Annotated in this window: 20 protein-coding genes and 1 tRNA gene; 12 read left to right on the top strand and 9 right to left on the bottom strand. The window is 52.2% G+C overall.

Going from position 1 to position 23918, the window contains the following annotated elements:
• Nucleotides 1-50: 50 nt before the first annotated feature.
• On the bottom strand, nt 51-1142 hold the full coding sequence (locus QBD29_RS10415) for an ABC transporter ATP-binding protein (RefSeq protein WP_280098030.1): 1092 nt from the start codon (nt 1140-1142) through the stop codon (nt 51-53).
• A 340-nt stretch (nt 1143-1482) separates the two neighbouring features.
• Between QBD29_RS10415 and QBD29_RS10420 the strand changes: the two genes are divergently transcribed.
• Together QBD29_RS10420 and aroQ are read left to right on the top strand one after the other, a co-directional pair.
• Nucleotides 1483-2370: a Hint domain-containing protein gene (locus QBD29_RS10420; RefSeq protein ID WP_280098031.1), complete on the top strand. Its 888-nt coding sequence runs from the start codon at nt 1483-1485 to the stop codon at nt 2368-2370.
• 681 nt (nt 2371-3051) lie between these two features.
• Nucleotides 3052-3489: a type II 3-dehydroquinate dehydratase gene (gene aroQ, locus QBD29_RS10425; protein ID WP_280098032.1), complete on the top strand. Its 438-nt coding sequence runs from the start codon at nt 3052-3054 to the stop codon at nt 3487-3489.
• 35 nt (nt 3490-3524) lie between these two features.
• Here aroQ and QBD29_RS10430 read toward each other — a convergent pair.
• Nucleotides 3525-3611: transfer RNA gene (locus tag QBD29_RS10430), tRNA-Leu, on the bottom strand.
• Between the two features lie 55 nt (nt 3612-3666).
• Nucleotides 3667-4167, bottom strand: a complete 501-nt coding sequence (locus QBD29_RS10435; RefSeq protein WP_280098033.1) for a DUF2306 domain-containing protein — start codon at nt 4165-4167, stop codon at nt 3667-3669.
• A gap of 98 nt (nt 4168-4265) precedes the next feature.
• Here QBD29_RS10435 and QBD29_RS10440 point away from each other — a divergent pair, with 98 nt between their 5' ends.
• Together QBD29_RS10440 and lipB are read left to right on the top strand one after the other, a co-directional pair.
• Complete coding sequence (locus QBD29_RS10440; RefSeq protein ID WP_280098034.1) at nt 4266-5045, top strand: LytTR family DNA-binding domain-containing protein; 780 nt, start codon at nt 4266-4268, stop codon at nt 5043-5045.
• Nucleotides 5046-5092: 47 nt separating this feature from the next.
• Nucleotides 5093-5767, top strand: coding sequence for a lipoyl(octanoyl) transferase LipB (gene lipB, locus QBD29_RS10445; RefSeq protein ID WP_280098036.1), 675 nt, complete (start codon nt 5093-5095; stop codon nt 5765-5767).
• Here lipB and QBD29_RS10450 read toward each other — a convergent pair.
• Nucleotides 5750-7318 carry a DUF2235 domain-containing protein gene (locus tag QBD29_RS10450; protein ID WP_280098037.1) on the bottom strand — a complete coding sequence of 523 codons (1569 nt, stop codon included), beginning with the start codon at nt 7316-7318 and terminating at the stop codon, nt 5750-5752. The genes lipB and QBD29_RS10450 overlap by 18 nt on opposite strands.
• A gap of 244 nt (nt 7319-7562) precedes the next feature.
• On the opposite strand from QBD29_RS10450, the gene QBD29_RS10455 reads away from it, so the two are divergent.
• The 4 genes from QBD29_RS10455 (at nt 7563) to QBD29_RS10470 (ending at nt 12492) form a co-directional block, all read left to right on the top strand.
• On the top strand, nt 7563-9242 hold the full coding sequence (locus tag QBD29_RS10455) for a cytochrome c oxidase subunit 1 (protein WP_280098038.1): 1680 nt from the start codon (nt 7563-7565) through the stop codon (nt 9240-9242).
• 81 nt (nt 9243-9323) lie between these two features.
• The gene (locus QBD29_RS10460) at nt 9324-9785 is read left to right on the top strand and encodes a cbb3-type cytochrome c oxidase subunit I (protein WP_280098039.1); all 462 of its coding nucleotides are present in this window, start codon (nt 9324-9326) and stop codon (nt 9783-9785) included.
• Between the two features lie 80 nt (nt 9786-9865).
• Entirely contained in the window at nt 9866-10405 is a 540-nt protein-coding gene (locus QBD29_RS10465; RefSeq protein ID WP_280098040.1) for a DUF2244 domain-containing protein, read from the top strand.
• Between the two features lie 749 nt (nt 10406-11154).
• Nucleotides 11155-12492, top strand: coding sequence for a calcium-binding protein (locus QBD29_RS10470; RefSeq protein WP_280098041.1), 1338 nt, complete (start codon nt 11155-11157; stop codon nt 12490-12492).
• An 86-nt stretch (nt 12493-12578) separates the two neighbouring features.
• On the opposite strand, the gene QBD29_RS10475 is transcribed toward QBD29_RS10470, so the two are convergent.
• The gene (locus QBD29_RS10475; RefSeq protein WP_280098042.1) at nt 12579-13034 is read right to left on the bottom strand and encodes a GatB/YqeY domain-containing protein; all 456 of its coding nucleotides are present in this window, start codon (nt 13032-13034) and stop codon (nt 12579-12581) included.
• A gap of 184 nt (nt 13035-13218) precedes the next feature.
• On the opposite strand from QBD29_RS10475, the gene carA reads away from it, so the two are divergent.
• The gene (gene carA / locus QBD29_RS10480) at nt 13219-14370 is read left to right on the top strand and encodes a glutamine-hydrolyzing carbamoyl-phosphate synthase small subunit (RefSeq protein WP_280098043.1); all 1152 of its coding nucleotides are present in this window, start codon (nt 13219-13221) and stop codon (nt 14368-14370) included.
• A gap of 67 nt (nt 14371-14437) precedes the next feature.
• Nucleotides 14438-16381: a glycosyltransferase family 2 protein gene (locus tag QBD29_RS10485; RefSeq protein ID WP_280098044.1), complete on the top strand. Its 1944-nt coding sequence runs from the start codon at nt 14438-14440 to the stop codon at nt 16379-16381.
• On the opposite strand, the gene QBD29_RS10490 is transcribed toward QBD29_RS10485, so the two are convergent.
• The 3 genes from QBD29_RS10490 to QBD29_RS10500 are packed head-to-tail and all read right to left on the bottom strand — an operon-like array spanning nt 16294 to nt 18470.
• Entirely contained in the window at nt 16294-17073 is a 780-nt protein-coding gene (locus tag QBD29_RS10490) for a hypothetical protein (RefSeq protein ID WP_280098045.1), read from the bottom strand. The genes QBD29_RS10485 and QBD29_RS10490 overlap by 88 nt on opposite strands.
• Nucleotides 17039-17695, bottom strand: a complete 657-nt coding sequence (locus QBD29_RS10495; protein ID WP_280100954.1) for a GntR family transcriptional regulator — start codon at nt 17693-17695, stop codon at nt 17039-17041. The genes QBD29_RS10490 and QBD29_RS10495 overlap by 35 nt, the downstream gene beginning before the upstream one ends.
• A gap of 4 nt (nt 17696-17699) precedes the next feature.
• Nucleotides 17700-18470 carry an FkbM family methyltransferase gene (locus tag QBD29_RS10500; protein WP_280098046.1) on the bottom strand — a complete coding sequence of 257 codons (771 nt, stop codon included), beginning with the start codon at nt 18468-18470 and terminating at the stop codon, nt 17700-17702.
• A gap of 134 nt (nt 18471-18604) precedes the next feature.
• Between QBD29_RS10500 and QBD29_RS10505 the strand changes: the two genes are divergently transcribed.
• Together QBD29_RS10505 and QBD29_RS10510 are read left to right on the top strand one after the other, a co-directional pair.
• Nucleotides 18605-19246: a pyrimidine 5'-nucleotidase gene (locus tag QBD29_RS10505; protein ID WP_280098047.1), complete on the top strand. Its 642-nt coding sequence runs from the start codon at nt 18605-18607 to the stop codon at nt 19244-19246.
• Between the two features lie 38 nt (nt 19247-19284).
• Entirely contained in the window at nt 19285-20475 is a 1191-nt protein-coding gene (locus QBD29_RS10510; RefSeq protein ID WP_280098048.1) for a UbiH/UbiF family hydroxylase, read from the top strand.
• On the opposite strand, the gene QBD29_RS10515 is transcribed toward QBD29_RS10510, so the two are convergent.
• Nucleotides 20476-23895 (bottom strand): indolepyruvate ferredoxin oxidoreductase family protein, encoded by a 3420-nt coding sequence (locus tag QBD29_RS10515; RefSeq protein ID WP_280098049.1) that lies wholly within the window; start codon nt 23893-23895, stop codon nt 20476-20478.
• Between the last annotated feature and the right edge of the window lie 23 nt (nt 23896-23918).

Genomic DNA, 23918 nt, shown 5'->3' on the forward strand with positions numbered 1-23918 from the left:
CTGCAATGCCACGGGTTGGACGTTGCAGTTTAACCAAAAACCCTCAACGCTTACGCGTCGAGTGCTCGGCAATCTTCTGTTTCCCAACTGATATTGGTCTTTTCACCCACTTCGAGGTGCTTGTGACCAGATGCGTTCGGAACTTTGACAACGAACTCGTCATTGCCATGGACATTCATACGACAGCGGATGTGATCGCCGAGGTAAATCAGCTCTTTCACTTCGGCTTCGGTTGTTACCAACCCTTCGCGACCGCCAACGAAGACTCGCTCAGGGCGGATCGAGAGCGTCGTGCGGCTGCCCACACCACCGTTGTTCACGGTCAGGCCACGCACTTCTGCGCCATCGTCCAATGTGATGGATGCTACATTGTCGTCAATTGATTTAACTGTACCCATCAACGTATTGTTTTCGCCGATAAATTGCGCACAAAACGCATTTTCAGGACGTTCGTACAAATCTTCTGGCGGCGCCAATTGCTGAATCACACCATCATTGAACACTGCAATACGATCAGACATGGTCAACGCTTCAGACTGGTCATGCGTTACATACACAACTGTGATGCCCAAATTTTCATGGATGTGTTTGATTTCAAACTGCATGTGTTCGCGCAGCTGTTTATCCAGCGCCCCAAGCGGCTCATCCATCAACACCAATTCCGCATCAAACACCAAGGCCCGAGCCAAAGCGATCCGCTGCTGCTGACCACCTGAAAGCTGTGCAGGACGACGCCCCGCAAAATCGCCCATCTGAACCATATCAAGCGCGCGTTTCACTTTTTCTTCGCGCTCGGATTTACCCATGTTGCGCACTTCGAGCGGGAACGACAAGTTCTCGCCCACCGTCATGTGTGGGAACAGAGCGTAATTCTGGAACACCATACCAATGCCGCGTTTATGCGGTGGAATATTGTTGATTGGGTTGCCGCCAAGCAGGATATCCCCGCTCGTGGCCGTCTCAAAACCAGCCAACATCATAAGACATGTTGTCTTACCAGACCCTGATGGCCCAAGCATTGTAAGGAATTCGCCCTTGGCGATCTGAAGGTTCAGGTCCTTAACAACAAGAACTTCACCGTCATAACTCTTTTGCACGCGATCGAATACGACGAACGCGTCATCTTGCAAATTGGCAGCCAACTTTTTCTCCCAGCGACTTTAGTGACGGACCTTTTCGGTCTCATTTTTTCAAAAACCAACCTATGCGAAGCGCGTCAAGGTTGGCAACAGCCAATAATGGCCTAAGACCAAACTTTTGCTCACTTTGTTCTTTTGCAGCTTCGAATGGGGCTGAAATAGGCAAGGCAATTGCGCCAGAAAACACCACTTTTTGCTCATTTTTGGGTCATTTTTGGCTTTAATCAAAAAACAGACCGAATGTGGCCGCATTTGTGCCTTATTTCGCACTCAAGATTCTCTGGACTTCCAGCGCCCTAGTGGGTGAGCCCTTAATTTCGCGTTCAGCTTAGCGAGTAAACAAATGACGACACAAAACATCTACTCTGTTTCCCCTCGGTCCACACCGTTTTCGATCACCCCAGGGGGACTCGCCACCTTTGCAAACACACCAAACGCAACACCGCCCCAAGCACAACACAAAGCGGTCAGCCAAATCACATGGACATTGCGCGACCGGATCACAGATGATGTGTTTGTGGCCTACCAAGATGTCTCAACCGATCACGCTGCTCTTTATTCAGCTGTTGTGTCCGAAATCCCGCTGCACGCCGATCACGTTTACGAAACCATCAGCGTTTCCGCCTCTGGCGCTTTGACGAAAAAACTCAAAACGCCCTCTAGTCGGTCAAACACTGCGCAAAATCGGATGGGCGTGGCCCGTGGCACCTATATTATGACTTCACGTGGTGAAATGCCTGTGGAGCGTTTGACAGTTGGCGACCGTGTCATCACACGCGACCACGGGATGCAGGAAATCCGCTGGATTGGTTCAGAAAAAAAACATGTCACCGCGCAAAACGCCCCTATCCTGTTTAAAAAGGGCGCCATCAAAAACAATCGTGACCTGATCGTCAGCGCCGATCACCGTGTTGTCTTCAAAGGTGCCGAAGCGATGATGCTGTATGGCGTCAAAGAAGTGCTGATCCCAGCGCGCAAAATGGTGAACGACGAAACCATCATTCGTGCCACAAGCGGCGAAGTGGAATTTTTCCAAATCGTACTGGATCAACACGAAGTGATTTATTGCGAAGCAGCGGCAACCGAAAGCTTTATGCCAGATGAAAATGGCATCGCGGCGCTCAGCAGTGATAATCAATCAGACATGCTCAACGCCCTACCCGTTTTAAAGGCGGCATCTGACAGCTATGGCCCAACTGCCCGTGGTTTTGTGGACGCCGAAACCTGCTAAGTCTCTGGTTTCCACAACAATGGCCTCGAATGCGCACGCGTTCGGGGCCATTTTTATTTGTGAACATTTTTATATGTGGACGTGTGATTGCGCAACAGATCGCAAACACAAAAAAAGCCACGCTTTTGCGCGGCTATTTTTTCAGTCTGTACCTAAGTTCAGGCGAGGAAAGCGTAAATCAGCGTAAAGCTAACGAAACCCACCAAAAAACCAATTGCGATACCAGACGCGAAGATGCTTGCTACAACCATTATGTTACTCACTCACTCAATATTAAACGTAACGCGCGATACTCACCTGCCCGCTACTCCCACCTATTTATAGCGTGAAACATGACAAAAGTTTGTTTCGAATTTGATACAAGTTTGTTTATTGAGAGGCGACATTCAGATTTTTCAATTCAAGTGAAATTGTTTTAAGCATCTGTTTTAAATCTATTTTTCAACCTATCTCGCAACATTCACCCAAAAAACATCACTCTCCCAATGGTGGAATATGACAAGTGGTACTCAATGCACGCCCACGAACTCCTTAACAAGCTAACGACAAAATCTGTAAAACTCGAATCGAATGGCATGTTGTTTTGTGCAACATTTTCAAACCCAATACCCACCCCGCTCCAATAACAGTTGAAATGCACTGTGTAATTGCTATCCCCAGCCCTATGGATCGGAGAACACCATGTCGAAACTCGTCACAATTCTAAATGGCCCAAACCTTAACCTCTTGGGCAAACGAGAGCCCGAAATCTACGGCCACGCCACGCTTGATGATGTGGCCAGAGACTGCGCGGCAGTCGCGACCGAATTTGGCCTGCGGTGCGAGCTTCTGCAATCCAACATCGAAGGCGAACTGGTCAATATGATCCAAGCCTGTCGCGAAACATCCGCAGGTATCATCATTAACCCTGCTGCCTATACACACACCTCTGTTGCCATCTTGGATGCGCTCAACACATTCGAAGGTCCGGTTTTGGAAATTCATATTTCCAACGTGCATCACCGCGAAGAATTTCGACACCATTCCTTCGTATCAAAACGCGCCAACGCCTCCATTATCGGCATGGGCGTCGAAGGCTATGCTCTTTGCATGCGCCACATGGGATCCCTGCTCGCTTAAGCAAACAATCGACACAGATTTGCAGGAAAACCCTTTGGTGCGGCCGAGAAGACTCGAACTTCCACTCCGGTTAAGGAACAGCGACCTCAACGCTGCGCGTCTACCAATTCCGCCACGGCCGCACGCGAGGTAGGGGCCGTATAGCCAAGGGTTTGCCCCTTGTGAACCCCAAAATTGTCACGAAATTAAATCCTTTGGCTGCACCCGATCAAACAGTGTTGAAATCACTGCGCCGAGAAAGATGAAAACACCAAAAGCCACGCCGAAAACCACCCAGGGTGACGCAAAAGTAAACATATCATTCATCATGCGCTGCGGCAGAAAAGAAAACAGCCCAGCTAAACCAATCGCCTGATAGTACAAACGCCACAAAACCCGTCTGTGCCCAAAGATATCCCGTTGCTTGATTCGATAAATGGCTTGAACCAAACCAATAATCGTGATCACCGATAAAATGTGAATTGGCGAAAACACTCCGACCACGCGGATTGTCCAAATAAAGAACGACGTCAAAGCCGTAATCGCCATGACCGTAACCCAAACATATCCGGTCACCTTATGAATGCGATCTTTTCGTTTGCGCAGCAAAGCAATCGGCCCCAAAATAGCTGCAGCCAGCGCCGTCAAAACGTGAATTTGAATAACAAGACTTGCCTCTGCGAACGCCGTAAAACTCATATCCAAGACCTCCATTTGTCGAAGAAAAAACTTGCGCTACTCTTCTTCTCAGCCCCATTTAGAAACAAGCAAACTTGCGTAAAATAAGAGAATACTCCTTGAAAACACACGGTTCGTCATTCGCGCTTCGTCAAACACGAGAGCATTTAGCCAGCCGCAACGTTGTGTTGGCCATGCTTGGCACGTCCATCCTGCTCGGTTTGTCTGGTCCATTTGAAACATTCGAGGCTTTGCCGCTCTTGCCGCGGGTCGCATATTGGGCGGTGATCGTTTTTGTGACCTATTGCACCGCGATCACCGTCATCAACCTAGTCCAAACGCTGCTACCGGAAACCTGGCCCAACCTGTTACGAGATGGCATCGCGGGCAGTTGCGCAGGGCCCATTCTGGCTGTCATCGTCACGGTTATCAACGCAATGACCTTTACCGCCAACACTGCGGACCTGCCGAGTTTTCAAACACTGCTGCTCTATACCACGATAATTGCGGCCACTGTTTCCATCCTCATCGGCATGGCTTTTGGCAACGCAGAACCCCATTCAGCAAACGAGGGTTCTGATCAAACGCCCCCGCTGTTTAAGCGTCTGCCCTTTGACAAACGAGGCCCTATCGTCTCGCTCCAGGCGCAAGATCACTATGTTTTGGTCACAACCACAGCGGGCCAAGAGCTGGTTCTCATCCGCATTGCCGACGCAATGGCAGAAGTCGGAGCAACCGCAGGGTTCCAGACGCACAGATCACATTGGGTCGCCCAAGATCAAATCGCGTCGTCCAAACGGTTGGGGGAACGCGGAACACTCTTTCTGAAATCAGGGGCCGAAGTCCCCGTCAGCCGCAGCTTCATGCCCGCGTTAAAAGAAGCGGGTTATTTTCTCTGATCGACCGCTGCATTTGACATGTCAGACCAGTTGGTTCAGATGCTCCCATGACTGATTGGATCACTTCACAGGGCTTTGCCCCCTACCCCGAGACCATTGCCCAAATGGAATCTCATGTGAACGAGATGATCGACGGCAAAGCAGATGAACGGATTTGGCTGCTGGAACATCCGCCCCTTTACACTGCGGGCACGTCTTCTGACATCAACGATCTGACGGATCCGAACCGGTTTCCCGTGTATGAAACCAAACGCGGCGGGCAATACACCTATCACGGCCCTGGTCAGCGTGTGGCCTATGCCATGCTCGATCTGAACAAACGGGGCCGCGATCTGCGCAAGTTTGTTTGGAATCTGGAAGAATGGGTCATCCAAACCCTCGCCGAATTCAACGTAAGGGGCGAACGCCGCGAAGGCCGCGTCGGCGTCTGGGTGGTCCGCACCGACAAACCACTGACGGCACTGGGCAATCCCCCCGAAGACAAAATCGCCGCCATCGGCGTGCGCCTGCGCAAATGGCACTCCTTCCACGGCATTTGCATCAACGTGGAACCCGACCTCAGCCACTACGACGGCATCATCCCCTGCGGCATCGCCGAACACGGCGTCACATCACTCGTCGATCTGGGATTGCCCGTAACGATGGACGATCTGGATGTAGCGTTGAAGCACAGTTTTGACAAAGTCTTCGACGAAAAGACGCCGTTACTCCAAAGTGATTGAAATATCTAACTCACCACTGTTGTTGTCATAAAATTGCCAGACGTCGTTTGGATAGCAATATAAATATCCGCCTCGTTTGAGCGGATGATCCGTGCCTGCGCCAATCCGCACGCCGTTGCCAATTTCAAATTTAGTATGAGCATCGGGCAAAATCGCACCATCTAAATCGCGCACCCCGCGGCCGTCCGCAACCACACCCATCAACATAAAGGGCTTGCTTTCCGGATCACGCCATCCACCGGGAACTCGCCGATAGGGTTTGGAGCGGCGCAACCAGCGCGCAACGCCTGCAACCATATTTGGAATGTGATGCGCATCAAGCGCCCGCGCCCCAATACCCGTGGGCTGGTTCAACCAAGTGCCATCGGGTGTGTATTCGCGCGTCAAATCGTACCAGACCCCTTCAGCAGTGATGTTCAAAGTGTCTGTCGGCTCCACGAACACGCCCATCGGGTTCCAGCGCTTTGCGGCCTTGGCGACTCGATGAACTGTATCACCCTGTTTCAGATCAGGTGCCTCCCAATTCGGTATCGTCGCCCGTTCTTTGTGTTCATAACGGCGTAGAACCGACGGATGGAACAGTTCTTTGTTTTTTGGATCGGAAACATTTGGCACGCCTCGGGGCCGCGACCACATTTTTTTAAAAACGGATGTCATAGAGTCATTGACAACCCCTAGAGCGCGGTCCTCGGGAATGGGTCTCTTTGGATCGGGTTCGAGCAATAAACCCAGATTTTTCGCCTCAGTGGTCATCCACCCCATCGCGATATTGCCCAGATCGCGCTGTTCGTATCCACCGCCTACATCGGTGTGAACGCCAGAAAACCACAATTGCTTGACGCGCTTAGTGTTTAACATTTCGCCTTTTTCATCCGTCCAAAAGGCGGGGACAAAGGATTCACGGGCTTCATCCATTGCAATCGCATGACGGGCATTTTGCACGACATCGCTGATTTGCGTGTTTGCCCAATTGTGCCCCTTTGACACCCAATCCAGAACATTCAGCGTGACATAATGATCGGGAATACCAGCCGTACCAACGGTATCCCACACCCCCACCATGTGGATCGGCGTCGTCCCTGCCGCAGCTTGTGCATTGGCTGCATTGAAAAAAGTCTTTTCTCCGACTGAGCTAACGTCTTTCTTACCACGGTATACATCGTAAAGAAGCGCGCAGACTGCATCGCGATCCTCTTTTGGGACATCGGTCAGATCAACAAGACCGATTTGCGCGATCATGTCGGCAATAGTGCGCACGGTGTAGGCCCCTCGGCTAAATCCAAACAAATAGATTTTCGCATCTTGCTCGTATTTTTCCGACGCTGCTCGGTATCCGGCGCAAATCCCCTTTTTCAATCCACGCCCGAAGGCACCCCCAAGGGCTTTGTCAACCAACCCGCCAGCCCCAACGCCGTCTGTGTACCAAACTTCCTGCACGCCAGGTTCATCAATGCACAACTCCCGCAGCCAGACCACGTTGGTTAGTAGCGACCGTTCTTGATTGTCGTCATCGTTCCACGTTCCATTGACCAAAATCACAATATTTTTCATGCCAACTTCTCTAATTTTTCGCCGTAAAACTTAAAAATATACCCAAAAATAGCACAAATTACCTTATGCAGCAATGATTAGCACCAATTGCTGAAATGCCCCTGCGACAGATGTTCCCGCTTGACCATTAAGTGTTTCAACACAGTTGAGGAATACGCCGCGCTACGGTATGACCACGGCGGGTAACTGCGGGCTTTGGTGACAAAGATTCGCAGGAACAAAAAGACGTGTCAGGAGAACTATAATGGCAGACGCAGCCACCCACGGTCACGACGACCACGCTCGGCCGGGCTTTTTCACGCGTTGGTTCATGTCAACCAACCATAAAGATATCGGCATCCTCTATCTATTTACAGCAGGCCTTCTTGGCTTTGTTTCTGTTTGTTTTACCGTTTTCATGCGGATCGAACTCATGGAACCTGGTGTACAGCACATGTGTATGGAAGGTGCCTCTTTGCTGGCATCCACCGTCGAAAACTGTACGCCAAACGGTCACCTATGGAACGTGATGATTACAGGCCACGGCATCTTGATGATGTTCTTCGTGGTTATTCCTGCCCTGTTCGGCGGGTTTGGTAACTATTTCATGCCGTTGATGATCGGTGCGCCTGACATGGCGTTCCCACGAATGAACAACCTGTCCTACTGGATGTATGTCGCTGGCTCAACACTCGCGGTTCTGTCCGTTGTGATGCCAGGGGGTAACGGCCAAGCTGGCTCTGGCGTTGGTTGGGTGCTCTATGCACCGCTCTCCGTCAAAGAGGCGGGTTCCTCCATGGACTTTGCGATCTTCGCGGTTCACGTCTCGGGTGCATCATCCATCCTTGGTGCGATCAACATGATCACGACCTTCCTGAACATGCGTGCGCCGGGCATGACCCTGCACAAAACGCCTCTGTTTGCATGGTCGATCTTTGTCACAGCCTTCCTGATCCTTCTGTCCCTGCCTGTTCTGGCTGGCGCGATCACAATGCTGCTGACAGACCGTAACTTCGGCACAACCTTCTTTGACCCATCAGGCGGCGGCGACCCAGTGTTGTACCAGCACCTCTTGTGGTTCTTTGGTCACCCCGAAGTATACATGATCATCGTTCCTGGCTTTGGTATCATCAGCCACGTGATCGCAACTTTCTCTCGCAAACCGATCTTTGGCTACCTGCCAATGGTGTATGCGATGGTTGCCATTGGCGCGCTGGGTTTCGTTGTTTGGGCTCACCACATGTACACCGTTGGTATGTCCCTGACACAGCAGTCCTACTTCATGCTGGCAACCATGGTGATTGCGGTTCCTACGGGTATCAAAATCTTCTCATGGATCGCCACAATGTGGGGCGGCTCGATCGAGATGAAAACACCAATGTACTGGGCGTTCGGCTTCTTGTTCCTCTTCACCGTTGGTGGAGTTACAGGGATCGTATTGTCACAGGCTGGTGTGGACCGCGCCTATCACGACACTTACTACGTGGTTGCACACTTCCACTACGTGATGTCGCTTGGTGCTGTGTTCTGTATCTTTGCGGGTGTTTACTACTGGTTTGGCAAAATGTCGGGCAAGCATTACCCCGAATGGGCAGGTAAACTGCACTTCTGGATGATGTTCATCGGCGCCAACATTACCTTCTTCCCACAGCACTTCTTGGGTCGTCAGGGTATGCCACGCCGTTACATCGACTATCCAGAGCAGTTCTCACTCTGGAACGAGGTGTCATCCTACGGTGCCTTCCTGTCATTCGCATCCTTTGTGTTCTTCATTGGTCTCATCTTCTACTGCCTGATCTGGGGCAAAAAGATCGAAGAGAACAACGAAAATTACTGGGGCGAAGGTGCAGACACGCTGGAATGGACACTCCCGTCCCCTCCACCAGAGCACACGTTCGAAATCCTGCCTACACAAGACATGTGGGATCACCAAAAAGGGCATTAGCCTGATTGGTAAAATCATTCAAAAGGGCTGGATCACATCCAGCCCTTTTTCGTTTCCACTCGGATTTACGCGAGGAACACCATGCGTATTGTGTATCTTTGGCTTGCTGCGCTGTTGATATTTGTGCTGCTGGCTGGCGCAACAGGTATAAGCCTGTCAAACGGCAGCGTCGATCGCGCCTATCACGATACCTATTACGTGGTCGCCCATTTTCACTACGCGCTGAACATCGCCGCGGTATTCGCTACGATTTTCTTTATCATTCACCGATGGACCAACCGCGCAGTGCCACTTTGGGCAGGCAGCATACAGTTTACCCTATTCGCCGTCGGCGCCTTTATGACCTTTTTCCCCCAGCATTTTTTGGGTCTATCTGGCATGCCACGTCGCTACATCGACTATCCCGAGGCCTTCGCCTTTTGGAACAAAATCAGTGCCCTAGGCGTTCTTCTCTGCACCCTGTCCCTAATCGTCTTTGTGATAATCTTAATCTACACCATCTTTTGGGGGCCTACGAAATCCAGCAAATCTAATGGGTCCTAGCGGCCCAACAAACCGCACAACTCCCATTGCCGTTTTTTGCGAAAACCCTATCTTGTGGATCACCCCAAAGATAAGCCGCAATGACCACCCCTGCCCCAACACCCTCTGATATCGAAGCAGATTTCCACCGCGCCGTGGATCGCGCCGATACGCCGATCTACACCAACTCCATCAAACCCTACCGCTCACTCAGCAACTTTGGCTTTGGGGCCACCATCATGTTCACCGCCTGCGCGTTTCTGCTGCCACTGCTGGCCTTTCTTGGCACACAGGCACTTTGGACACTGTTGTTGTTTGTCGGCCCAGCGGTTGCCGCCCTTTGGTATTTCATCCGACGCAACGACAAAGACGGCACCCTGCGCGAAGTCATCACCCTTTGGCCCGACCTAATCGCCGTCCACCGTCAAAATCCGCGCAAGGCGGATCAGTTTTGGCACGCCAATCCCTATTGGGTCAGCGTCCACATGAAAGATACGAAGAAAATCCCAAGCTATCTCACACTCAAGGGCGCAGGACGAGAGATCGAACTTGGCGCGTTTCTCCCCGTGGAAGACCGCAAAGACTTGGAAAAAGACCTGCGCAAGCATCTTGCTCAGGCCATCAACACACGAAACGGTTAACGCGGCTGTCCGCCCAACAGGCGTTTCGCTGCGCCACCCCCTTTCAGCCCCATATCCAAAGCAACACTGTTTCAACTTGGTCGGTTATTTGGGTGATTCTGTCCTAAAATTCGGTGGTGCCAATCACCCCGCATCACCAATCACGAATGGTGGACGTAGGGTCAACTACGCTCCACCAAGGATAGAATGCTTCTGAAAATGTGTGCCAAATTTCACTGTTTTTAAAGAGTTTGATTGTTTGTCACACAACTCTAACGCATATTTTTAGCGTTAATTCGGCAGTGCGCTTTAATTTTTCGACCTTTCATTTGAAGCAAACCAATTGGTTTTAGATTGTTCGACCCAATTGGGATGCACACCCAAAAATCACAAAGCAAGTGATACACCAAAATTAGCAATCTGGATTGGGGTCCTGTCCAGAACAACACAACAGGGGGAATATTATGACCGTAACATACATCGACACAATCACCACATCTGCGCAAACCTTAGATGGGCAGGATGTCCTGTTCATCGGCGTTGATGGCGCACTGCGCACGGATAGTACCGATGGCATCAACTAAAGCGGCGATGGCGTGATCCTTATCGAGGATATGACCGAGAACCAATGGGGCAATTCGGATTTTATCTTTGCGTGATGTCCATTTCCAAACTTTGAAAAATGTGGGTACCAGCATGTCGGCTGGCACCTTTTTCGAAACGATTTCAATTCGCTAAACAAGACCTGATCCTTAAAGGAGGACCTTCCCATGACAACTACAGTGGTTTCAACAGACACAGTGCAAAGCTACACACTCACAAGTGGCGATGAACTTTACCTTACCGAAGGCACCCTGTTACAGGGCCATATAGACATTACATCGGGCGTAGACCATCTGGTTGGCATTTACGGGCATCTCATTTCATCTGGGCAGTTTGACGTAGAAGCCGCTTGTACTGATACCAGTATTTTCATTTCTTCCACTGGCCGCGTGAGCACTACATCTGATTCCCTCGCCTCTTTCAACCTTTTGGGAACAGGTGTTTCCCTGCTAAACCTTGGTGAAATTTATGGCGGATACGGCATCTGGGTGCGCGGCGTGGGCGCCCATATCACCAACGCCGGTGTCATCCACTCTTCCTCGGACCATCCCACGTTAGGTTCAGGAATTCTCCTTAATAGTAGTGATGCAGAAGTTTCCAATTCCGGTACCATTGTTTCGCAGAAATTTGGCGTTGCCACATATTTATCAGGCACGATTTTGAACAACCGGATCGACAACTCGGGACACATCGAAGGCGAAATCGCAATTCGTTTTGAGAATGGCAGTGATTTTTTCTTGTCCAACACGGGGGATTTGATCGGGCGCGGCGGTACGTCAATGTATCTCAGCCAAACGACCGAAGTGCGCAATTTTGGTACAATAACAGGCGATGTAGATGCCGTAGACATGACCGCCACGGGTTCCACATTGAAACTGATCAACGGTGGTTTGATTACGGGCGATATCAACATGGGTGACGGCGATGACACCTATCGCGGCAAACTGGATGGCTGGACAGACGGGCGTGTAAACGCCGGTGATGGCGCAGATACCCTGCGCGGTGGCACTCGGGATGACGATCTGCGTGGCGATGCTGGCGCAGATAACATTCAGGGCAAACAAGGCAATGACGAACTGTATGGTGGTTCAGAAAGCGACATGATCCGGGGCAACGATGGTGATGACTATATCGAAGGCAACCAGGACAATGACGAATTGTATGGCGGTCGTGGTAACGATGAAATCAAAGGCGGCTCTGGCAATGACACGATCACAGGGGGCACCGGCAATGACATCCTGTCAGGCAACACAGGGGCTGATGTGTTTGTCTTTGGCCGCAATTCCGGCAATGACGAAATCACCGATTTCGCAAATAACACAGACCAGCTCGACCTCAGCGCCTTTGCTGTTTCCTCGCGCCAAGACCTCACAGACGCAGGTGCAATCATCGCAAATGGCACAGGCTCGATCATCGACCTTACCAAAATCGGTGGCGATGGCGTGATCCTTATCGAGGATATGAGCATCGGTGCCTGGGGCAACTCAGACTTTATTTTTGCGTAACACGTCTGCCCTCTCAAAAAGAAAGCCCGCGATTTTCGTCGCGGGCTTTTTCGTTGTGGCAGATTGTGCGCAGAACCCGTTACTTGTCACCCCGCCAAAGCAGCTTTCACAGCGCCGCCAGCCTTGCCGAAATCCATCTGACCAGCGTATTTGCCCTTTAATTCACCCATCACACGCCCCATGTCGCGAATGCTCTCCGCCCCTGTGGTTTCGATGGCGTCTTTAACCGCAGCAGTCAGTTCCTCGTCGCTCAATTGTTTGGGCAGAAATTGCTCCACCACCACAATCTCGCGCCGTTCTTTCTCGGCCAACTCCAAGCGCCCACCTTCTTCATAAACTTTGGCGCTTTCGGTGCGCTGTTTAATCATCTTGGCCAAAACTTGCAGGATTTCATCATCAGACACCCCGTCATAGTTGCCCTCAGCCCGCGCTGCGATATCGCGGTCCTTGATTGCAGCATTGATCAAACGCAGCGTCGTCAATCGTTCGCTGTCTTTGTCCCGCATGGCCTGTTTGACCTGTGTATTGATCTCGTCGCGCATTTTCGTGCTTCCCGGCAGTTGCGATAAATCCAAGTGCTGCTTCTACCCTGAATTGTCGCCCGAGACAACTCCGAACGAAAAATCCAAGCCGTTGTTTTTATTGCATATTACAATTGGATCAAACCCTTGACCATTTCGCGCCCCCCGCGTAGTTTCGCGCAAATTTGGCTCAAGGAACGCTGCAATGACCACGCCAGAAACACCCGATCACCCGACCGCATGTATTGTTCTTGCCGATGGCAGCACCTTTTACGGGCGCGGTTTTGGGGCAACGGGAAAAACCGTTGCAGAACTGTGCTTTAACACGGCAATGACGGGGTATCAGGAAATCATGACAGACCCGTCTTACGCGGGTCAGGCCATCACATTCACTTTCCCCCATATCGGCAACACAGGCGTGAACACCGAAGACGATGAAACCGCCGATCCTGTTGCGCGCGCCATGATCGTGAAATGGGATCCGACCGAACCATCGAATTGGCGCAGCCAAGAAACCCTGTCCGAATGGCTGTCCAAACGGGGTCGCATTGGCGTTGGCGGTATCGACACACGTCGTTTGACCCGCGCCATCCGTATGCAGGGCGCACCCCATGTCGCCATTCAGCACAATCCTGACGGCGAATTTGATATGCCTGCCCTTTTACAAGAAGCCCGCGATTTCGTTGGCCTTGAAGGGCTCGACCTCGCGAAAGAGGTCACATGCGCACAATCCTATCGCTGGGATGAACAACGCTGGGCGTGGCCAGACGGCTATCCCAAACGCACAGGCGAAGGCAAACGTGTTGTCGCCATCGACTACGGCGCAAAACGCAACATCCTGCGCTGTCTCGCCTCTGCGGGCTGCGATGTGACTGTGCTGCCAGCCACCGCCACCGCCGAAGACGTATTGTCCCACAACCCTCAAGGCGTGTTCCTTTCAAACGGTCCAGGGGACCCAGCGGCCACAGGCGAATACGCCGTCCCGATGATCCAAGGGATTTTGGACAAGACCGATCTGCCAATTTTCGGAATTTGCCTTGGGCACCAAATGCTCGCGCTCGCTTTGGGGGGTAAAACCCTGAAAATGAGCCACGGCCACCACGGTGCAAACCACCCTGTTAAAGAAAACGAAACGGGCAAAGTGGAAATCACATCCATGAACCACGGTTTTGCCGTTGATGCACAAAGCCTTCCAGACGGTGTCGAAGAAACCCATGTGTCCCTGTTTGACGGTTCAAACTGCGGTATCCGCATGACAGATCGGCCTGTGTTCTCGGTTCAGCATCACCCAGAAGCCAGCCCAGGCCCTCAAGATAGCTTCTATCTGTTTGAACGCTTCGCCGCGAATATGGGCTGATACTTGATTTGTTAACCAACGGTTAACTTAACCATCCCAGACTGCTCCTATTCGCTTAGGGGCTGTTATGGCACTTCACGTCAAAAATCTCGATTTTCCACCGCCCAATCGCCCGCGGCGCGGTCCTGCGCAGCCGACACTGAAGGATATTCTGGTCGCACGCGGCGATGTCTCCCCCGACGACATGTTCAAAGCGGTTGCCTTACAAAGCTTTGAAAACGCGAAACTTTCCGACTTATTGCAGGGACTTGGATACGCAAAAGAAGATGTCATCCTCCGCGCCGCATCCGAACAATCCAACCTCGCGATTGTGGATCTGGCCATTGATCCCCCCAGTCGGCTTTTGTCTTCCCTCGTTGCACCTAGCATCAGTTTGCGCCACTTGTTTGTGCCATGGAAATACATCGACGAAGTGTTAATCATCGCCGTGTCGGACCCTGAAGACATTCCAGACATCCTGCAGCGCGTAAACAGTTTTGCAAAACGTTTTGAATTTGTTCTGGCCCCGAAATCCGAAATCATCCGCTATCACCAAACCGTTCACGGTTCTGCTTTATCTGCTGCGGCCAATGAATATGTGGATGAAACGCTCAGTTGCCGCAACTGGGTCGGCAAAGGCCCACGCCGCATCGGGCTATCGCTGCTGCTGATATGCGCCGCCCTCCTCTATGTAGCGCCCATCCCTTTCATCAACATCATCTTTGGCTGGATCCTGATCGCTCTTTTGGCCAACGGCGTGTTCAAAGCGTCCATGCTGTGGGCCAGACGCGGGATCAAAACCACAGATCACAAATACAAACGCCCAAAGAAATTTCCTAAAATGTCGATCCTCGTGCCACTTTTACGCGAAGAAGACATCGTTGAACGCCTTATTAAACGCATGTCTCTGCTGGTTTACCCCAAAGAGTTGTTGGAAATTTGCCTCGTATATGAGGCCACCGACACCGCCACAAAACAACACCTTGCGCAGTGCAAATTGCCCTATTGGATGAAAACCATCGAAGTGCCTGAAAACACGCTGCAAACCAAACCCCGCGCCATGAATTATGCGCTCGATTTTTGCAATGGCGACATCATTGGCATTTACGATGCAGAAGACGCCCCAGAGCCGAACCAATTGTTTCGGGTGGCTCAACGGTTTGAAACAGGCGATGAAAATCTTGCCTGTGTGCAGTGTCAACTTGATTACTACAACAGCAGCACAAATTGGATATCCCGTTGTTTCACAATCGAATATTCAATCCTATTCCGCATGATCCTGCCTGCACTGGAACGATTGAACCTGCCAATCCCACTTGGCGGCACCTCCGTATTTTTCCGCCGTGACATCCTGGAATCTTTGGGCCGTTGGGATGCACAAAACGTAACCGAAGATGCGGACCTTGGCATTCGCCTGCACCGCATGGGCTATCGTTGTGCATGGTCCGATGCCACCACCTACGAAGAGGCAAATTTCCGCGTTTTACCTTGGGTGCGGCAAAGGTCCCGCTGGCTCAAAGGGTTTCTTATGACGTGGATGATCCACATGCGCCACCCGGTGCAACTTTTCAAACAACTCGGTCCCATTGGATTTTTCGTGTTTCAGGTCCAAATGCTTGGCACGGTGTCTTCTTTTGCTGCTGTGCCTTTGGTTTTGCCAATGTGGCTGTTCACAGTCGGATTTCAGCTTCCCCTGTACGACCTCATCAATCCAGCCTTGTTCGCCACCCTGATTATCAGCTTTGTCGTCACTGAATTGTTTCTTTTGGTGCTCAGCAGTGCCGCAGTTAAATCACGCGGGGATAGATCGCTCTACAACTACGTCCCCATGATGCTGCTCTATTGGCCGCTTGGCGCATTCGCCGCGTACAAGGCGGTGTGGGAACTTTTCGTGCACCCAACGTATTGGGACAAAACCGAACACGGCATCAACGACACATCTTATCAGGGTGAAATCGACAGGCTCACCTCTTGCCCAGAAGACAGCGAAAACTCATATGTTCCCGTCCCTTCGATGACCATCGGTGGGTGATGCGCACCGCATAATATCACTTCGCCCGCCTTCACGGCCTGCCCCCGTGCGGTGAAATGATTGATAACAAAGGCGCAAGCTTCAAGCGGGTTTTGTGGCGCAGTTGCAGGCCCATTCACAATCACGCCGCCCTTTGCCGTAAACGTTGCCGCATATGCCCCCGCATCAAGCGCCGCTATATCCAACGGTGCCTGATCCAACACAATTCCCGCATTATAGACATTGTTCGCAACAAAGGTTGGCGCGTGCATAGCATGGGTATCGTTGCGTTTGTCTAACAGCTCAAACGCCAATGAAATTCGCGCAATAACATCGCCTAACGCACGCGCCTCTATCCGTGTCCCTGCGGGAATATCCTTGGCAATCACCACCGCGAACTCTGGCTCTACCGCCAATTCACGATAGTCAGACACGCGCAGTGACGCGCCGCTCGCTAGTGGCGCATCTCCAACAACATGCCCCACAATTGGCTCTGTAATTCTGGCCATTTCCATCAAGGCCGCTGAATTCATTGCAATTTTTCGCCCGCACGTTGGCCCAAGATGGGGAACAACTTGATCCTGAACGTCATAGGCTGCCTCCAGATCATCCAGCACACCAGACAAAGATCGCACAGGGCAGCCAAGCCGAATGTCATCCACCAAATCCTGGATCAGGTCATCCCCCATTGGATGACTTAATACTGCCTGCATCCGCCTTTAGGCGCGTTTGGAACGCAAAGGACAAATGATCTTTTAGCAGCTGATCCGCCGCCGTCGCATCGCCCTTTTCAATGGCTTGAACCAAGGCCAAATGCTCGGCCAAGGCCATTTCGCCCCGCCCATCAGCAGCCAGTGATGTTTCCGCCAACAACGCCATAGAACGATGCACCATTTCCAATTGCTGCACCAAATACCGATTGCGACTGGCCAGATGGATTTGGCGATGGAATCGACGGTTCGCAATAGATAATTCTCTTGGGTTATCAAGGTATTGCCTGTCTTCTTCGACCATACCATACAACACTTTGATTTCTTCTGGTGACGCATGCTTTGCCGCCAATGCAGCCGCCAAACCTTCCAACTCCGCCCGCACTTCATAAAGCTCGGCCATTTGATTGTGATCCAAAGACGACACGATCAAAGACCGCCCGTCACGGGTCAACATTGATTGCGTTTCCAGACGCTGCAACGCTTCGCGCACCGGCGTGCGCGACACGCCAAACCGCTCTGCCAACTCGCTTTCTACCAAACGATCCCCAGGGCGGTACACCCCAACATCAATGGCGTTCAAGATCAGATCATAGGCGTCTTTCGGTTCACTTTGCATCTTCATCCCCTCAGGTTTCACGCCGCTTGCGGAAAATATCATCCACACCCGCAAATTCGATTAGATCAAATCCATTGTCTCGCATAAGTTCAGGAATCGCCGTTTCTTGCGTGTTATTCTCCACACTCCAGATTTCTACATCCACCGCGTCAAAGTCGAAATTGCTCAGAATGCTCATCTCGCCCCCTTCAACATCCAGCGACAAGAAATCCACTTTATCAATATTTTGCGCCGCCAAAATATCATTCAACGTCTTGGTTTCCAGCGTGTGTACAACCTCTTCGTGGCGCGAGTCTTGGCGCACACGAGCCAGCAAATCGGGGTCATAACTGTCAAGGAATCCGCTCATTTGCGTATACCCTTTGGTCACTTCCATAAACTCAAGGCTCCCCGCCTGCCCCGCAACCGCATATCCCAAACACGGACAACGCCGCACAGCCTCTGCTTTGCGCAATTGCGTTGGTGCGGGTTCTACCAAAATCCCGCTCCATCCGCGAAAAACTTCAAAGAACAGAGAGTTTGATCCCGTCACACCATCATATCCGCCCACATCTACGAACACGCCGCCCGTTTTGTGACCCAAAGCGGAATCCACAATCCGATCTTGCCCCGCTTGTGAGAAAAACTGCGCCACTTCTCCGCGCAGCGGGCCGATGGAGTGCAATTCGCGTACGGTCGCTCCGCGCGCGCGCGTGCGATCCGATTGCAGCTTTGCAGTCAATTCCTGACCAGCCTCTTCCAACAGTTTGCGTGCTTTTGCGATTTTTTCGCTCGGTGTCATTACTCTGTCCCATATTGCACTGAAAAATCAGCGTTTCTTTGACGTTACCCGCTTTGGCGTGCAGCACAATGTTTTTCCCAACCCTGCGACCTTTCACCCTTTTCCATTTGGCCAACACAGCCTAGGTTTGGCACATGAAAAACAGCTTCTCACATGTCTCCACTTGGGTGTTTGACCTCGACAATACGCTTTACCCGCCCGAATGCGCGCTCTTTGACCAGATTGAGGTGAAAATGACCGCCTATGTGATGCGCGAATTGGGGGTGGATCAGTCGCGTGCGAACTATCTGCGCGATCACTACTGGCAGACATACGGCACGACCCTGTCTGGCATGATGCGCGAACACAACATTGACCCCATGCCCTATCTCTTTGATGTGCATGATATTTCTTTGGATCACGTCCCCCAAGACCTCGTCCTGCGATCCCACATACAAAACCTGCCCGGGCGCAAAATTGTTTATACCAACGGATCAGAATTTCACGCTGACCGCGTATTAGAGGCACGCGGCCTCACAGGAATTTTCGATGCGATTTACGGCATTGAACACAGCGATTTCCATCCCAAACCCAGCGCCGAAGCTTACAGCGCCATCATCACCCGCGATGGATTTACATCTCAAACGGCAGCCATGTTCGAAGACGACCACCGAAACCTCAAAGTTCCCCATGACATCGGAATGCGTACCGTTTTGGTCGGCCCATCGCGGCCCGAAGATTATATCCACCATCAAACCACCGATTTAACGGCCTTTCTGTCGCAGATCGTTGACTGATCCTTTCCCAATCACCCAAAGCCCCCTACGTCTGATCCATGGCACGTGAACACTTTGACATATTCATCAGCGGCGGCGGCCTTGCAGGGCTCATCGCGACGTGCGCTTTTGCCGCCAAAGGTCTGTCGGTTTTATGCGTCGATCCGTCTGCGCCGATCACAACGTCGGCCAGCCCAGATGCGGACCGCCGCAGCACCGCATTTTTGCAACCTGCCCGCACCACATTGGAAACCGCTGGGGTCTGGCCACGCCTGCAATCACACGCCGAAGCTTTGCAAATCATGCGTCTGGCTGATGCGGGCGGAGTCGAAAATGAAATCCGCTACGTTGCCGATTTTGACGCGTCAGAAGTGTCCGATTTGCCTTTCGGCTGGAACTTCCCGAACTGGCTGTTGCGCCGCGAACTTTTGGCCCAAATCAACGATACACCAAACGCCACCTTTCGCGTTGGCATCGGCACAAAACGCGTGCTGACCCGCAATACAGAAGCACTTGTTACACTCACCGATGGACCCCAAATCGCAACCCAGTTGGTTATCGCCGCCGATGGGCGTAATTCCCCCATTCGTGACGCAGCAGATATTGGCGTGCAAACATGGCGTTACGGACAGAAAGCGATTGTTTTCACCGTGTCCCATCCCATTCCGCATGACAACATCTCAACCGAGATTCACCGCTCTGGCGGGCCGTTCACTTTGGTCCCCTTGCCCGATCACAACGGCCAGCCGCAATCCGCTATTGTCTGGATGGAAACAGGCGCAAATGCCACCGCCCTCATGGCGCTTGATGATACGGAGTTTGCTGCCCGCGCGTCAGAACGCAGTTGCGAAATCCTCGGCCCTCTGACCCTCACAGGGCAACGCGGACTATGGCCCATCATCTCACAAAAAGCAGATCGCCTCACCGCAGAACGCACCGCCCTTATCGCCGAAGCAGCCCATGTTATGCCCCCTATCGGGGCGCAGGGCTTGAACATGTCACTGGCCGATATCCAAACTCTGACAGACCTGTGTGATGATCATGATCTGGGCAGCGAATCCATGCTCGGCGCTTACGAAAAGGCCCGATCCAAAGATGTGGCAATGCGTTTACAAGGCATTGATCTGTTAAACCGTGCCTCGCTCGCCTCTGGTGAAAACTTGCGCGCCTTGCGCCTCAAGGGGCTGCAATTCCTGCACGGTTCCATCACCACACGCAAAATCGCCATGCGTGCGGGATTGGGTGTGTAACTATTCTGCCGCCGCAGCCTGAACTGCACCACCACTGCGAATGGCCGCCAGCAATTCTTCACGGCGTTTCGCAACAGTCTGCACGTTTTGTTGTTTTACAGGTCCAAACCCACGAATTTGCATCGGCAATTCAAACAACGCCAAAATCAAATCCTGCGTGGCGGGTGTCACCAGCGGCATAACCTCTGCCACATCCCGCTCAAACTCCGCGATTAACGCACGTTCCATCCGCCGCTCCGCTGAATAGCCAAACAGATCAAGCGGTGTGCCCCGCAATGCTTTGCCCTTTCGCAGCACTTTAAACAGGTTCAAAACCCACGGCCCAAACTTGCGTTTCTTGGGCCGCCCATCCGCGGTCTTACCTGGCAGGATTGGGGGCGCTAAATGAAACCGCAACGCTTTGACGTTGTCAAAATTCTCGGCAACCATCTGCTCCACATTGGCGGCATGCAATCGCGCCACCTCATATTCATCCTTATATGCCAACAGCTTATGATAAGACTTCGCCACCGCTTCGCGTAATTCAGCCCCTTCAATACCCTCCACAAAGGCGCGGTATTTCGCGGCCAACTTGGCGTTTTGATACAGCACCAACTCTTCTTCTCGAAAGCGGATGATATCCTCTACGGATGTGGGCAGTTCTACCACATTCGTGCGCAACGTGCGCGCCGCATCCTCGGGGTGCAGCGCGGCCCAACGGCCCACTTCAAACGCCCGTTTGTTGCCTTCAACTCCTGCCCCGTTCAGCGCAATAGCTTGCAAAATCGCCTCACGGCTCAGCGGAATTAACCCATTTTGCCAAGCCGCCCCAACGATCAGCATATTCGCATAAATACTATCGCCCAGATGCACCCGCGCCAATTCCGTCGCGTTCAAAAACGCCACATCCTCTTCACCCAAACGTCCCGTCAGGGACAGCTGCATCCGATCACTTGGCAGGGAAAATTCGGTATTTTGGGTAAATTCACCCGTGATGATTTCATGGCTGTTACACACAACTTTGGTGCGCCCCCGCGTCATCAGGCCCAAGGTTTTCGCCCCCGCCGTCACCACCAAATCGCCCCCAATCACACTGTCTGCTTCGCCAACGGCCACGCGCACGGCGCTGATATCTTCGGGACGTTCGGCAAATCGGCAATGGATGTGAACCGCGCCTCCCTTTTGCGCCAGCCCCGCCATTTCCATCATGCCAGCACCTTTGCCATCCACATGCGCCGCCATGGCCAACACCGCACCAACGGTCACAACACCTGTGCCGCCAACACCTGTAATCACCATATTATGCGTGCCATTGATCGCAGGAACCACCGCTTCAGGCAGGTCGGGCAACTGCATTCCGCTGGCCTCTTGTTTCTTTGGCGTGCCACCTTCCACGGTCACGAAACTTGGACAAAAACCATTCACACAGGAAAAGTCTTTGTTACAGCTTGATTGGTCAATCTTACGCTTGCGTCCAAGCTCCGTTTCCAATGGCGTGACGGACACACAGTTTGATTGCACACCACAATCACCACAGCCTTCACACACCGCTGGATTGATAAATATCCGTCGATCAGGATCAGGGAACAGCCCACGTTTGCGCCGACGCCGTTTTTCCGCTGCGCAGGTCTGCGCATAAACAATCGCAGACACACCTTTGGTTTTGCTGAATTTTTCCTGAACAGATTGCAGATCAGCCCGCTCATATGTGGGTACGCTTGACGGAAATTCCGACAGATCAATCTCTTCTTTTTCGTCATACACCAGTGCGATATTTTCAACACCCATGGCCTTGATTTCGGCCACAATTTTTGCCGCAGACAAATCACCATCATTCTGCTGCCCGCCCGTCATAGCAACCGCATCATTAAACAGGATTTTATAGGTAATGTTTGTCCCCGCCGCCAAGGCCATGCGGATCGCCTGAACGCCCGAGTGGTTATAAGTCCCATCCCCCAGATTCTGGAACATGTGATCGCGTTTCGAAAACAGCGATTCCCCAACCCAGTTGGCTCCTTCGGCCCCCATATGGGTAAATCCAATGGTTTCACGATCCATCCATTTTGCCATGTAATGACAGCCAATACCCGCAAAGGCACGAGATCCCTCTGGCAGCTTCGTGGATGAATTATGCGGACACCCAGAACAGAACCACGGCGCGCGCACCGCAACCTCCTCTGCATTGTCCCCAGCGGTGGCTTCATCTAATTTGGCCAAGGCTTTACGGCATTTTTCAGACAAATAGCCCTCTTCGCCCAACAACATCGCAATTTTCTGCGCAATGGTCACAGGATCAAGCGAGCCCTTCACCGTGAAAATTGTCTCCCCCTTGCGGCGATCATGTTTCCAGCCCACCACACGGCGGCCATCACGGTTGTCAAATAGCGCCTCTTTGATCTGCACTTCGATCAGCTTGCGCTTTTCCTCCACCACAATAATCAGGTCGAGCCCTTCGGCCCATTCCTCAAATGAAGTCATGTCAAGCGGCCACACCATCCCAACCTTGTAAGTTGTGATGCCCAAACGCTCGGCCTCGACTCCATCTATTCCCAACAGATCAAGCGCATGTTGCGTATCGAGCCAGTTTTTCCCCGCCGACACGATCCCAATCTTGGCGCCCGCTTTCCCCGCCATCCGTTTATCGAGCTTGTTGGCCCGACCAAACGCTTCGGCTGCGAACCGCTTGTAATCGTGCAACCGCGCCTCTTGCGGGATGCGGTCATCAATGGCGCGGATGTTCAGGCCATCTTCTGGCATGTCAAAATCTGTGGGTGTTTTAATATCCAACCGCGCTGGATCAGCATTCACAACCGCTGTGGCCTCAATCGTGTCTTTCACACACTTCAAGCCAACCCAGCAGCCCGAATAGCGGCTCAGCGCATACCCATAGGCCCCGTAATCCAGAATTTCTTGCACCCCCGCTGGGGACAAGATCGGCATCATCGCATCAACAAACGCAAATTCGGATTGGTGCAATACGGTGCTGCTTTCGCCCGTGTGATCATCCCCCATACAGGCCAGAACACCGCCAAATTTCGACGTGCCTGCCATATTGGCATGACGAAACACATCACCAGACCGATCAACCCCAGGCCCTTTGCCATACCACATGCCAAAAACGCCGTCGTATTTCCCCTCACCATACAACTCTGCTTGCTGCGCGCCCCAAATGGCAGTTGCGGCCAAATCCTCGTTCAATCCAGATTGGAACACCACGTCATGGGCTGTCAGTTGCTTTTCCGCCCGCTGCATTTGCATATCAACCGCCCCCAAAGGCGAGCCGCGATACCCCGTCACAAACCCAGATGTGTTCAACCCCGCCGCACGATCCCGCTCTTTTTGCTCCATCATCAAACGCACCAGCGCTTGGGTGCCGTTCAGCAAAACCGCATGTTTTGATAGGTCGTATCGATCTGCGAGTGTGATTTCTGGCTTGGACATAACGCCTCCCAACGTATTAGCTG

Origin of the sequence: Amylibacter sp. IMCC11727 (genome assembly GCF_029854195.1) — a bacterium.
GTDB lineage: Bacteria > Pseudomonadota > Alphaproteobacteria > Rhodobacterales > Rhodobacteraceae > Amylibacter.

Excerpts from the sequence above, each read along its gene's own strand:
- QBD29_RS10420 (WP_280098031.1), top strand. The coding sequence starts at position 1,483 with ATGACGACACAAAACATCTACTCTGTTTCCCCTCGGTCCACACCGTTT.
- aroQ (WP_280098032.1), top strand. The coding sequence starts at position 3,052 with ATGTCGAAACTCGTCACAATTCTAAATGGCCCAAACCTTAACCTCTTG.
- QBD29_RS10435 (WP_280098033.1), bottom strand. The coding sequence starts at position 4,167 with ATGAGTTTTACGGCGTTCGCAGAGGCAAGTCTTGTTATTCAAATTCAC.
- lipB (WP_280098036.1), top strand. The coding sequence starts at position 5,093 with ATGACTGATTGGATCACTTCACAGGGCTTTGCCCCCTACCCCGAGACC.
- QBD29_RS10450 (WP_280098037.1), bottom strand. The coding sequence starts at position 7,318 with ATGAAAAATATTGTGATTTTGGTCAATGGAACGTGGAACGATGACGAC.
- QBD29_RS10455 (WP_280098038.1), top strand. The coding sequence starts at position 7,563 with ATGGCAGACGCAGCCACCCACGGTCACGACGACCACGCTCGGCCGGGC.
- QBD29_RS10460 (WP_280098039.1), top strand. The coding sequence starts at position 9,324 with ATGCGTATTGTGTATCTTTGGCTTGCTGCGCTGTTGATATTTGTGCTG.
- QBD29_RS10465 (WP_280098040.1), top strand. The coding sequence starts at position 9,866 with ATGACCACCCCTGCCCCAACACCCTCTGATATCGAAGCAGATTTCCAC.
- QBD29_RS10470 (WP_280098041.1), top strand. The coding sequence starts at position 11,155 with ATGACAACTACAGTGGTTTCAACAGACACAGTGCAAAGCTACACACTC.
- QBD29_RS10475 (WP_280098042.1), bottom strand. The coding sequence starts at position 13,034 with ATGCGCGACGAGATCAATACACAGGTCAAACAGGCCATGCGGGACAAA.
- carA (WP_280098043.1), top strand. The coding sequence starts at position 13,219 with ATGACCACGCCAGAAACACCCGATCACCCGACCGCATGTATTGTTCTT.
- QBD29_RS10485 (WP_280098044.1), top strand. The coding sequence starts at position 14,438 with ATGGCACTTCACGTCAAAAATCTCGATTTTCCACCGCCCAATCGCCCG.
- QBD29_RS10490 (WP_280098045.1), bottom strand. The coding sequence starts at position 17,073 with ATGCAGGCAGTATTAAGTCATCCAATGGGGGATGACCTGATCCAGGAT.
- QBD29_RS10495 (WP_280100954.1), bottom strand. The coding sequence starts at position 17,695 with ATGAAGATGCAAAGTGAACCGAAAGACGCCTATGATCTGATCTTGAAC.
- QBD29_RS10500 (WP_280098046.1), bottom strand. The coding sequence starts at position 18,470 with ATGACACCGAGCGAAAAAATCGCAAAAGCACGCAAACTGTTGGAAGAG.
- QBD29_RS10505 (WP_280098047.1), top strand. The coding sequence starts at position 18,605 with ATGAAAAACAGCTTCTCACATGTCTCCACTTGGGTGTTTGACCTCGAC.
- QBD29_RS10510 (WP_280098048.1), top strand. The coding sequence starts at position 19,285 with ATGGCACGTGAACACTTTGACATATTCATCAGCGGCGGCGGCCTTGCA.
- QBD29_RS10515 (WP_280098049.1), bottom strand. The coding sequence starts at position 23,895 with ATGTCCAAGCCAGAAATCACACTCGCAGATCGATACGACCTATCAAAA.